This is a genomic window from Njordella calcicola (assembly GCF_056494125.1).
The window spans coordinates 1,977,475-1,989,899 of record NZ_CM151396.1; the positions used below are offsets into that span (position 1 = coordinate 1,977,475).

Sequence of the window (12,425 nt, forward strand, 5' to 3'; positions counted from 1 at the left end):
GGTGGACGTCTGTTTTGGACGTCCGCTTTGGTTGCCGTGGTTTTTGAAGTTCTTCGAATTGGACTGCCGCTTAGGTCGACCTAAGCGGCAAGAAGGCCACGAAAGCGAGAAAATGAAGGCATCCAACTGGCCCATACCTGTCAAACCGCTCTTGGCAGGAAGATGAGACAAGCATAGACTTGCGGGTTTCTGTCAGGAAATTGCGGCTAGGCATCATCCCCGCAGACGCGCAGAACTGTTTAAGAGTTATATCGGTGTGCATTGGAAGCGCATTTGCGACCAACTTCCGAGATGGCTTTTCGGAGTCGTTGGGATGGGCGTGCCACTGGTTTCCTCTCCCATCACTTACAGCAATCTTACGAAATCGCAAAAATTACGCACATGTCGTGGCCTTCCCCCCTACATCTTCTCGCTCAAGCAAATTCCTCTATTTCCGCCGGTGCGTCGCTTGAGTCGCCGTTTGTCAATGGATTGAAGATGATTGCGGTGATTGTTGCCGTTTTCATCCTGCCGTTCATCGTTGGGCGATTCATTGCCAAACGTATCAAAATGCCGACGCACGGATCATCCATCGGCATCATTCTAGCAACTTTAACTGGCTGCTTGATCATTCTGGGAACCAATGAACTTCGATACGGGATCGACATCATCGGTGGTACCGACCTGATTTATGAACTGGACCGCACGGCGATGCGGGAGGCCAGTCAAGGCGGAGCGGAAGTGACCGCTAAAGATCTGATTAAGCCACTGGCCGAACGTATCAACCCGGCTGGAACCAAGGAAATTTTGATTCGCCCCAGCGGCAATGACCAAGTCGAAATCATCATTCCGAACGTCCAGCAAATGGAAGTGGACGAGATTAAGCGCATGATTTCCCAGGCTGGGATTTTGGAGTTCAAGATTGTCGCTAACGCCAGCGACCATGCGGACATCATGTCGTTTGCTCGCAAGCAAGCAGAAAATCCAGTCGAGTTCGACCGAATGGCTCGCGATGTCGTCAACGATAAAGGGGACGTGGTCGCGATTTGGCGAACCGTTGGCCGCGAAGACGAAGTGAAGAACGGCGTGCGAGCGTTGCGTAGTCCAATTGGAAGTTCAAACTTAGCTCGCGATGCCAGCACGGGACGCTTGCTGCCACCCTATCCAGGCTCTAACGAAACCAATGGATTTGAACGCTGGCTGCAGCGGCAAGGAATCCCAGAAGTGGAATTGCTGCTGGCCCTGGAGCGTGGCGGCCAGCCCTTCCCTGTCGTGACAGGTTCCGATATCGCCAACGCACGGGTGTCTGCCAGTACCAATGGTGGCTATGAGGTGCAATTTAATATGCGGACCGACGGTGCCGCTAAGCTTTCGAAATTGACATTGCGGAATCAACCTGACCCAAAACGTGATTTCAGTCGGCAAATGGCGATCCTACTGGATAACCGAATTCTGTCGGCTCCAAACTTGAACGCTCCGATTTCCAGCAGTGGTGTGATCACCGGTAATTTTACTCGAGCGGAAGCAGAGTTTTTACAGAAGATTCTGCAGTCGGGCTCGTTGCCAGCCGCCTTAAATAAAGTGCCTATCAGCGAAAATCAAGTCGGCGCGGAAATGGGCTTGGACGCCATTACCAAAGGCTTCATGGCCGCTGTAATGGGCTTAGTTGCCACAGTCCTGTTCATGTTGGTTTACTACAGATTCTCGGGGATTGTCGCGTGTATCGCATTGGGTATCAACCTGCTAATCATTCTGGCATCGATGGTCATCATTCGCCAGCCGATTACGCTACCTGGTCTGGCTGGTTTGGTACTGTCGGTGGGTATGTCGGTTGACGCCAACGTGTTGGTGTTTGAACGTATTCGTGAAGAAATGGCTAAGCGTTCCACCGGGAGACTGGCTATTCGAAATGGGTTCGACCGAGCGATCACAACGATTATTGACTCGAACTTAACAACGTTGATCTCGGCTGTTGTCCTTTACTGGGTGGGTACTGACCAAGTTCGTGGTTTTGCGATTACGCTGATCATCGGTTTGGCGGCCAGTATGTTTACAGCAGTATTTTGTTCGCGAGTTATCTTTGAGATCAGCGAACGCATGCGTTGGGTCAGCTTTGGCATGTCGGACATTGTCGCGTTCATGCGAAAGAATTTTCTGGGGGAGAAGGACATCGATTTTATGTCGTTCCGTAATATCTGCTATGCGATTTCTGCCGTTGGAATCTTGGCTGGTATCGTTACGCCGTTGATTCGCGGAACGCAGATGTTGGATATCGATTTCAACGGCGGAACCATGCACGTTTTTGTGCTGGACAAGGAAATGCCGACCGATCAAGTACGATCATTAGTTAAGTCGATTTTCAGCGAAGATGATAACAAACTGCCGATCGAGACCAACTTGACCAGCGTCAAGATGGACGAGTATGGAAAAGATCGCGTTTATAAATTAGTGACTTCGATGCAGAACGTCGAAGCCGTAACGAAACGTTTGGTGGATGGTTTTGAGCAAAGCCCTGCGGGCGTGCGGTTGCTGACATACAAGGTTCAAACAAGTATTGGAGGTTCGCCGACAAGCTCTGGCGACCTTGTGCCGTATCGTTTACGAATGAAATACGTTGCTTTCCAAGAGGAACCTGCGGCCGAGGCCCAGGACGACTCGGCACCAGCCGCAGAAGCTCCGGCGAGCCCTGATGCGGAAGCGGCGGTTGAACAGCCAGCACCGGCGGAAAACGCTGAGGCGGAAGCTGAGGTGACCGAAATTGAAACAGAGGTGCCCGCGGATGCTCCCACTAGTTCGGATGGCGGTGTGCCTGGGATTGAGGTGCAAGAAAACATTGCTGCGGTCAGAACTTCCGTGGCAATCGCTTTCCAATCTGGTGATAACAAAGAAGCTCGGATCAATGCTTCAGGAATATTGGATAAATTGATTGTGGCTGGCGGCGATATCGGACTGAAGCTCAATGAGAGCCAAATCCAAATCATCCCAAAGAACGCGGAAAGCTGGACACGAGCGAGCGATGTTGGGTATCCGCAATGGACTGTCAGTCTACCGCTAGATGACGCGACCACTCGAGATTTGATGGCGAAGTTTGAAGGTCACTTGGCCGACGAACCTATTTGGCAATCGGTTTCCAAGATTGATTCGCGCGTCGCCGGCGAGATGCAAACCCGAGCGATCTTGGCTTTGGTCGTCAGCATGATTTTAATCGTGGCCTATATCTGGTTCCGATTTCAAAAGATATCCTACGGCTTGGCAGCTCTCGTGGCGTTGATGCACGACATTCTTATTACGCTCGCGTTTGTCGCGGTCAGCCATTGGTTGTTCCGACCGTTGGGTTTCTTGCTGATCGATGACTTCAAAATCTCGTTGAATATGGTAGCGGCCTTCTTGACCATCATCGGTTACTCGCTGAACGATACGATCGTTGTGTTTGACCGAATCCGGGAAGTGAAAGGCAAAGCTCCAAGATTGACTTCTGATATGATCAATCACAGCGTGAATCAAACGTTAGGTCGAACGTTGCTGACGTCCGCCACGACCATTTTTGCGATCTTGTTGCTATACATTTTTGGTGGCGAAGCAGTCCATCCTTTCTGCTATGCCTTGTTGATCGGTATCGTAGTTGGAACTTATTCGTCGATCTTTGTGGCCGCTCCGCTGTTGTTGTGGTTCGCCGATCGCGAAGAAGCCAAGAAGACCGCTCGCGCGGCATAATCATCTCAAGAGGAACATCATGCAGTTAGTTAAATTTGAAGGCGAGAATGGCCCTGACGTTGGCAAGATCGAAGCCGGATATGTTCATCCGCTGGATCTAACCTCGTTTAATTATGCAAGTCTGTCGGAGTTGCTCTTTGATCCTGCGGTTGCAGACAAAGTAGGCTCTATGGCCATACGCTCAAACCCAATTGCGCTTGCGGACGCGAAGTTGCTTGCACCGATCGATCACCAAGAAATCTGGGCTGCTGGTGTAACTTACAAACGCTCACAAGCCGCTCGAATGGAAGAGTCGGAGGCGGCCAAGGATTGCTACGACCGCGTTTATGATGCGGATCGACCAGAGCTGTTTTTCAAAGCGACCCCCAGTCGTGTCAGTGGTCACGGCGGGCCTTTACGAATTCGCAAAGATGCGACGTGGAATGTTCCAGAACCGGAACTAGCACTCGTTCTTTCACCCACGGCTCGCATTGTCGGTTTCACTATTGGAAATGACATGAGTTCACGCGACATTGAGGGCGATAATCCGTTGTATCTGCCTCAAGCAAAGCTTTATAACCAATGCTGCGGCCTTGGGCCCTGTGTTACGCTGATCGAGTCGATGCCTGATTTGATGTCCGTCGAGATTCATTTAAGCGTGCTGCGCGACGGCCAGGAAGTCTTCGGTGGTTCGACTGGCGTTTCCGCAATGAAACGTAAGGTTGAGGATCTGGTGCAATGGCTTTTCCGCGACAACGATATGCCTCACGGGGCCATTCTGCTGACTGGAACTGGGATCGTGCCTGACAGCAATTTTACGTTGCAACCAAAAGACGTCGTCAAGATTTCGATCGACGGAATCGGTACTTTGGAAAACTACATTGTTCAGGGGTAGAGCCCTCGGCAAGTGACCTTCGATTTGCCGGAACTGCGGTCGCTGGGAGTTGAGCTAGCTCGCTAGCTTTTTGTCGGCGCAAATTGGTGTCGATCAGTTTTGGCCATGAGCGGCGACCTTGTTACCGGCCGACGTGCTGCATTGGATTTGCCGGAACTGCGGTTATCAAACATCCGTAGGCGGTAGATAGCTGATTAAGCCGCGCTGGGTCGCTTGTTCCCAAAAGGCTTGCGGCAGTTTAAGCGAGGCAGATTCCACCAGGCCAGGAACACGCTGGGGTTGGCTGGTGGAAAGTGCCACGGCAGCAATAGCCGGATGACTGAGCCCAAAATCGACGGCCGCTTGAAACGGCGTTGTACTAAACTGCTCACATAATTGATGGAACTCGGTCCGCCATCGCTGACGCTCGCGGTCGTTCGGATCGTTCAGATCGAGTGGGCGGTAGTCGTATAAGTCGCCGCCGACAACAAAGCCGCCTTGGAAAACCGCTGAGTTGATGACGCCGATGTGGTCGCTCTGCAATTCGTCCAAAAAAGCAAGCAGTTCGGGGGGGTGATTCATGACGGTAAAGCTATTGGCCAGCATGACCCAATCGAAATCGCAGTCCCTTTTGAGCGTCTGGATTGTTCGCCAGTTTTTCGCTCCGACTCCCACTGCGATCGCGGCCCCCTGTTGTTTCAGATACTGCAGCGCTCGATAGGCTTCCAAAATGTTGTCTTGTTTTGCGGCCGCATCTGCTTCGCTGGTCGCGCTTGCCAAGTAGTCGTCCGGATCGTGCAACGAAATGAGTTGAGGTTTGTAAGGGCCCAACAATTCGCAACCCTGCTGCCAGCAACGCAGGATTCCGTCATAGCTGATGTCTTGTATGGCATCATGCTGCAAGCCAAACCAAGCGTCGGGTTCAAAGGATTGTTTAGCGTTTGTCAGTGGAACGCGACGCCAGCCGAGTTTGTTATTCAGCACGATCTGCGATTGCTCTACGTTCAGTTCATGCAAAACGCGGCCGAGGATCTCTAGCGCCATCCCCGCGCCATATTTCCCCGCGGCATCAATCGCGATGGGGCCTGGTTGAGAGGCAAACCAAGCGGCAATCAAATCGTGCTTTTGTTGGTCTGGTATCACACCGAACAAATTTCCCAAGCAGGTTGTTCCAAAAACGATGCGGGGGATCGTGACGCCTGAACTTCCAAGTGTGACCAACATTGAATCTGCTTTCCTTATCATCCCTTCCACCTGAAACCCGACGGTCGGCGCTGTTGTCTACACAAGTTTGAGTGACGCTGCTGGGTTTGTTGAACCGCGAGGGCAGCACCCCGCGTTTGTTGGGGCCCCATGGCTGTGACGCGGCCCGTTGGGCACGCGGTTGAACGAAACGCGGCCCGATAGGTACACGGTTAATTAAACGTTGTGACGCTAGGGCTACAACTGATACCAGTAGGTAGCAGCACCGCTCCAAAATGATTTTTGTTCTTCGTCGCTAAGTTGCTTGGTCAGAGTTTCGCAGACTTCGATCCAGTTCGCGTACGATGTCTTCAGTAGGCAAACTGGCCAATCGCTGCCAAACATCAAACGTTGGGGGCTGAACGCATCGCAGGCCGTGCTCCAATAGCGAGCGATAGAATCGACGTCCCACTGTTCGTCGCGGACTTCGGTGGCCACCCCAGAGAACTTACAAGCGACGTTCGGACGCTTGGCCAGTTCTCGGAGATTGGTCTCCCATGCTTGGTCAAAGCTGCCAGATTCTATTTTTGGTTTTGCAATGTGGTCCAGAATGATGCGAACTTTGGGATGCCGATCGACAAACCGAATCGCTTCGGGTAATTGGTGAGCGTAGATCAGCAGATCGTAGGCTAAGTCGTACCGGGGTAGCACTTGGATGCCCTGGTCGAAATCGCTGGAGTCCAAGAAGCCTGCTGGTTCGTCTTGGACCACATGACGTATCGACTTAAGCCATCCATAGTGTGTCCATCGTTCCATGATGCGATCGACATCTGGGTCTTTCAATGGAGCCCAGCCGACCACTCCGCCAATCAATTCATATTGCCGTGCGAAATCCAGTAGCCACTCCGTTTCTTGGACAGACTGCCGCGCTTGGACCGAGATCACGCGTGAAACGCCAGTAGCGTACGCCACATCGCTGAGGTCTTTGGGTAGGAAATCTTGCCGCAACGTCGACATCGAATCGTTGATCCAAGGGTACTGCTGCGGGTCATAGCTCCAAAAGTGATGGTGAGAATCAATTCGCATAGTTTGGCAGGTTCTCTGGTCGACCGAGCGACGGCTGGTTGAAAATGCGGAAGCTGAAATAATGGTGGTAACGTCCACAACCAAGCGGTTGTTCAGCCATTCCCATCAACGGTTAGCAACATTGCTAAAATTGTCATGATACCTCCCACACTGGGAATGCAGAAGCCGGATAGCTCGGTTAGCTCGAATCGCAAGGTTCAACACGTTGGTCACAGTACGCATGTTTCAGTGTGATTTTCTCGTCATCGGTTCCGGCTACGGCGGCAGCATTCTAGGCACTATCTTGGCCAAATCCGGAAGATCGGTCGTTGTCATCGACCGCGATCAGCATCCAAGATTTGCAATTGGTGAATCGAGCACTCCGACCGCAGATGCCACGCTCGCTTCATTAGGGGATCAATATGGGCTTGAAGAGTTGCGAACGCTGGCTTCCTTTGGCAGTTGGCAGCGAGCGTATCCTGAGGTTCGCTGCGGCTTGAAGCGTGGGTTCAGTTATTTTTGTCATCACCCCAATCGTGCTTTCGAAGATGATCAGAAGCATTCCAATTCGAGTTTGGTCGCCGCCTCGATCAGCGATAACTTCAGCGATACACATTGGCTGCGAAGTGATGTCGACCTGTTTCTTTCCCAGCTTGCCCTGCGACAGGGGGCGGAGTTGTATCAGAACTCAAGCGTTACTGAGTTGAAACGTCGCGGCGATCGATGGCAAGTTTTGGTACATGATCAAGCTGGTCGGTCAGAGCCATATGGGATCGAAGCTCGCTGGTTGATCGATGCAACAGGCAATGGGATGTTCAGCCGGACGCATCTAAACGCAGGGCAAAGCGACGGCGAATTGGAAACCAAAGCGTCCGCAATCTATGGACATTTTCAGGGCGTTGGTTCGATGGCCTGCGACAGCGAGGTTGAAGCTTGCCCCATCTTCGATCCGGATCATGCAGCGCAGCATCATATCATTGAAGATGGCTGGCTGTGGTTCCTGCGTTTTCAGCAAGACATTACCAGTGTCGGGCTGATGAGTTGTGATCGTGTGACACCGTTGGACCAGCAGTGGTCGGGCGTCTTGGCTCGGTACCCAACATTGCAGCGTTTGCTTGGCGATGCAACGTTGATTGATTCTGTCGCGAAGCAGCCGCGATTGATCGGTCGCATGCACCGTCAGGAAACGCCGTTAGCGAGAGTCAATCGCATGTCGTATGGGCCAGGATGGGTTGCGCTGCCCAATGCCTTCGGATTTATTGACCCTCTGCACAGTACCGGCATCGCTCACAATTTAATCGGCGTTCGAAGGCTCGCAGAGATTCTGTTAGGCGCGGAGATCGATATCGATGCCAGATTGGAAGGCTACCAACGGCAACTGGAAAGAGAAATCCGCTGGATTGATAGGTTGGTATCGCTGTGCTATGCCGGCTTGCCTAACCCGAGGCTGTTCATGGATCTAACGGCGGCCTACTTTGTCGCTGTGATTGCTCAGGAGCAGGCGACGTCTGCCAGTAGCCTTGTATCCGATGATTTTCTAAGCGTGTCTGACTTGCGATTGCAAGCCCAAATTCAAGGGCTGGCAACTAAGCTAAAGGCATGCTCGGCAGCGGAAAAAAATGACGCGTATCCGATGATTCGCAGCAGGCTGGTAGAGTGCATTGCGCCCTGGAATCGCGTGGATTTGTTGAGCGATCAGGCTCGAAATCGGATCGAGCATTCTGCGGTTGCAAAATGGTTGCTTTAGCCGGGCGGCTTGCCAATTTCGGCTAAAGCATCTACATTTTTCGCTCTTCCTTGGCAGATCGAACTTTTCTTGACCGACCGCACGCTATGAGTTCAAAAAAATTGGCCGCAAAACTTCGTTATGCGGTAGGTGGTGACCACGCTGGATTTTCGATGAAGGAAGAGGTGACGAAGTTGCTGGGCGACCAAAAAGTCACCTTCGTCGACTGCGGCACGTTTGATAGCGAGCCGAGCGACTTTCCAGACTTTGCGGAAGCTGTTGCGAAAAAGATTATTGCGGGCGAAGTCGATCGCGGAATCTTGGTCTGTGGGTCAGGAGTGGGGGTGAGTGTAGCGGCTAACAAGTTTCCTGGAATTCGGGCTTCCCTATGCCACGATACTTACAGTGCGCGGCAAGGTGTCGAGCATGACGATATGAATGTGTTGTGTATCGGAGCTCGCGTCATTGGGCCAGAGGTTGCTTATGAGATTATCAAAGCGTTTTTGAATGCACGATATGCACCTCAAGCACGTCATGCCAGACGCCTGCAAAAAATCCTTGACATCGAACAACGTACGATGAAGCAGAAACGCAAGTAGGCTTGCGAGCTGATGCACGTACGCTGACTTCTTTATTCGCTGCGGCAATTTATGATCGACCAAGCTCCTGTCGCCGTCATTACTGGATCGTCCTCAGGGATCGGGCAGGCGATCGCTTGGGAGTTTGCTCAAGCGGGGTATTGTGTCTACGCGCACGGGAATCGAAATCAAGTTGGACTGGCAAAGACACTTGCACAACTTACGAAGCTCTCACAAGCATCTCTGGGTTTAGCTGATGGTGGGGGAAGTACTTGTGACGGCAGCCTCGCAGATCTTGCTACGGACATCGGAATTGAGGAGCTTTTTTCCAAAGCGTTGAACTGGCGTCAGCGAATCGATGTCTGGGTCAACGCGGCAGGGGCTGATGTATTGACGGGGGCTGCAGCCAAATGGAGCTTTGCAGAAAAGCTGGATCGACTCTGGGCTGTCGATGTACGAGCGACGATTCAGTTAAGCAGAATGGCGGCAGAGGTGATGCAGAATCAGTCGTCATTGAATGCGGCTCGCCCTTGCATCATCAATATCTCTTGGGACCAAGCCGAACGAGCTATGGCTGGCGACAGCGCGCAATTCTTTGGAGCAACGAAAGCGGCGATAGCTGCATTTTCGCGATCGCTTGCGTTAACAGTGGGGCCGCGGGTCCGTGTAAACTGCCTTGCTCCCGGTTGGATCCAAACCAGTTGGGGCCAGGAAGCGTCGCAAGCATGGCAATCGCGTGCGGTTGGCGAGTCAGCGCTTGGACGCTGGGGAAGCCCACTGGACATTGCGCGTGCTGCAGTGTGGCTTAGTAGCATGCAAGCGGAGTTCATTAATGGTCAGGTCATCGCGATCAACGGCGGCTGGAAACCCAACTACGCGGACTAAGACGAGTCGCGTTCAAGGAAACGGGTACTACCAACAAGCGTTGAACGGCATCGCGATTAAACCTAGATGGTCGACGTTTTCCCTTCCGTCGATGTCGGTGCGATGACTTGTCCTTCGCGAGGGTCTTTGGTCACGGGAGGTTTCGCGTTCATGGTGCCGGGTACAACGCGCGGGCCTGGCAAGGCGGAATCGATAATGCGTTGCAAATCGTCGGCATCTACCACTTCGACGTCGATCAATCGCTGTGACAACGCTTCAAGAGCTGCGCGTCGCTCGCTGAGGATTGCTCGGGTTCGCACGACGGCTTCATCGATGATGCGTTTCACTTCCTGGTCGATTTCTCGTAGAGTTTGTTCTGAGTGTTCGCGACCATAGCTTTCAGTGGCGGTGCTTAAAAATGGCGATCGGTTGGACTCGCGATAATTGATTCGTCCCAGTCGACTCATGCCATATTCCATCACCATGCCGCGAGCGATGGAGGTCGCGCGTTCGAGGTCGTTCGATGCGCCGGTGCTGATATCGCGGAAAACCAATTCTTCCGTGATGGTGCCGGCTAACAAGACTTGCATTTGCGCCTCGAGTTCTGCTTGTGTCATCAAGTACCGATCGCCTTCGGGACGCTGCATCGTATAGCCCAGGGCAGCTACACCGCGTGGGATGATCGACACTTTATGTACTGGGTCGGCATCGGGCAGTGAGTACGCGACTAGAGCGTGTCCCGCTTCATGATAAGCAACTCGTTTCTTCTCCGATTCGTTCATGATGCGTTTCTTCTTTTCCAAGCCAGCGGTAACTCGCTCGACGCCGTCATTGAACTCTTCTTGGCCTACTGAAGATTTGCCTTTTCTAGCCGCCAGCAATGCAGCTTCGTTGACCAGATTCGCTAGATCCGCACCGACAAAGCCTGGCGTAATCGAAGCGATATGACGCAATTCGACGTTTGGCCCAAGCTTGACGTTCTTGACGTGGACTTTCAGAATTTCCTCGCGACCTTGTTTGTCGGGGCGATCGACCAGTACGTTGCGATCAAAACGACCGGAGCGCAGCAGTGCTGGGTCTAACGTTTCAGGACGATTGGTTGCCGCGATCACAATCACGTTGGTGTTGGCATCGAAGCCGTCCATTTCAACCAGCAACGCGTTTAACGTTTGTTCGCGTTCGTCGTGAGAGCCCGGCATATTCCCGGCTCGGCTTTTTCCCAGTGCATCCAGTTCGTCGATGAAGATAATGCAAGGGGCTTTTGCTTGCGCTTGCTGGAACATGTCGCGAACGCGAGCCGCACCTACACCCACGAACATCTCGACAAAGTCGCTGCCAGAGAGCGAGAAGAATGGTACGCCCGCTTCCCCCGCGATTGCTTTGGCCAGCAACGTTTTGCCAGTACCTGGTGGTCCGACCAGCAGTACTCCCTTTGGTATGCGTCCGCCTAGCTTTTGATACTTATCCGGGTGTTGTAGAAAGTCTACGATCTCTCGCACTTCTTCCACCGCTTCATCAATGCCAGCGACATCATCAAAGGTCACACCGATATCTTCGTCGGCATACAGCTTACCTCGTGAGCGTCCGAACTGCATTGGCGACCCAATACCATTCATTTTGCGCATCATAAAAATGGCCAGCGTAAGCAGCAGCAAGAAAGGCAGCAGAAACGGAATGTACTCTGCCAGCGGGCTGGGAGGTTCGGCATTCTTCCAATCGATATTGGATTCATTCAGCGATCGAACCAACGCTTCATTGGTTTGTGGGTTATCGTTTTTGGTCGTACGGAAAGTGATCCACTGGTCTTTGCTGTCAGTCAGGACATTGCCCGAGGCATCGCGCAGCACATACTTGGCCTTTCCGCGAATGAACTGTGTACCAATTTCGACATCGCGAATGTTGCTGAAAACTTCGGTTTGTTTGCTGTTGGTTGCCGAGATAACTTCCACGTTGCCGGAGTAGCCTTCAGCGAGTTGGTCTGTACCACGCCCGATGTACTTGGTGTTTTGGATTAGCTCCTGCAAGTTGGGATAAGACAGACGATAAGTCCTGTCCATCAGGAACATGCCCAGCACCAAGAGCGAAATTGCGGTCAGCGCCGCATATCCAATCCAGTTGTTGTTTTTCGACTCAGATTTCTTTTCGGGAGCACGCTTGCCGGGCTTCGACTCATTCGGATTGGATTTAGCGAGGTCTTTATCGTCGGACATCTGGTTCTGATAGGTTAAAGTGAGGCGTCAGCGGTTTTGGTCATCTGCGTGCGGTTGTTTCAACGCACGCTACCCATTGAAACTGTAATTAGCAGTCGTCGGCAAGTCGCATTCCAAGCGGAGCTTCCAAGGATTCACGAAACATTCTGGTTCCATTTTTACCAGTTCTATCGAAGAATCGCCATAATCTAATCGTCCGGTCGACGGCAGAAAGCTAACTGCGTGTGGTTGAGTGAATTCTGTAATGGACTTAA

8 protein-coding genes are annotated in these 12,425 nt (G+C 52.4%); 5 read left to right on the forward strand and 3 right to left on the reverse strand.

Annotated elements, in window-relative coordinates:
• Positions 1-381: 381 nt before the first annotated feature.
• Positions 382-3,693 (forward strand): protein translocase subunit SecD, encoded by a 3,312-nt coding sequence (gene secD / locus SH302x_RS07445; protein WP_479368100.1) that lies wholly within the window; start codon positions 382-384, stop codon positions 3,691-3,693.
• 19 nt (positions 3,694-3,712) lie between these two features.
• Positions 3,713-4,567 (forward strand): fumarylacetoacetate hydrolase family protein, encoded by an 855-nt coding sequence (locus tag SH302x_RS07450; RefSeq protein WP_479368101.1) that lies wholly within the window; start codon positions 3,713-3,715, stop codon positions 4,565-4,567.
• Between the two features lie 165 nt (positions 4,568-4,732).
• Here the strand turns inward: SH302x_RS07450 and SH302x_RS07455 are convergent, their stop codons facing one another.
• On the reverse strand, positions 4,733-5,770 hold the full coding sequence (locus tag SH302x_RS07455) for an aldo/keto reductase (protein WP_479368102.1): 1,038 nt from the start codon (positions 5,768-5,770) through the stop codon (positions 4,733-4,735).
• A 216-nt stretch (positions 5,771-5,986) separates the two neighbouring features.
• Complete coding sequence (locus tag SH302x_RS07460) at positions 5,987-6,814, reverse strand: amidohydrolase family protein (RefSeq protein ID WP_479368103.1); 828 nt, start codon at positions 6,812-6,814, stop codon at positions 5,987-5,989.
• Between the two features lie 205 nt (positions 6,815-7,019).
• Between SH302x_RS07460 and SH302x_RS07465 the strand changes: the two genes are divergently transcribed.
• The 3 genes from SH302x_RS07465 to SH302x_RS07475 all read left to right on the forward strand — a co-directional run bounded on the left by SH302x_RS07465 (position 7,020) and on the right by SH302x_RS07475 (position 9,982).
• Complete coding sequence (locus SH302x_RS07465) at positions 7,020-8,540, forward strand: NAD(P)/FAD-dependent oxidoreductase (RefSeq protein ID WP_479368104.1); 1,521 nt, start codon at positions 7,020-7,022, stop codon at positions 8,538-8,540.
• Between the two features lie 86 nt (positions 8,541-8,626).
• Complete coding sequence (rpiB, locus tag SH302x_RS07470) at positions 8,627-9,118, forward strand: ribose 5-phosphate isomerase B (RefSeq protein ID WP_479368105.1); 492 nt, start codon at positions 8,627-8,629, stop codon at positions 9,116-9,118.
• Positions 9,119-9,169: 51 nt separating this feature from the next.
• Positions 9,170-9,982 carry an SDR family NAD(P)-dependent oxidoreductase gene (locus tag SH302x_RS07475; protein WP_479368106.1) on the forward strand — a complete coding sequence of 271 codons (813 nt, stop codon included), beginning with the start codon at positions 9,170-9,172 and terminating at the stop codon, positions 9,980-9,982.
• 62 nt (positions 9,983-10,044) lie between these two features.
• Here SH302x_RS07475 and ftsH read toward each other — a convergent pair whose 3' ends face one another.
• Entirely contained in the window at positions 10,045-12,171 is a 2,127-nt protein-coding gene (gene ftsH / locus SH302x_RS07480) for an ATP-dependent zinc metalloprotease FtsH (protein ID WP_479368107.1), read from the reverse strand.
• Between the last annotated feature and the right edge of the window lie 254 nt (positions 12,172-12,425).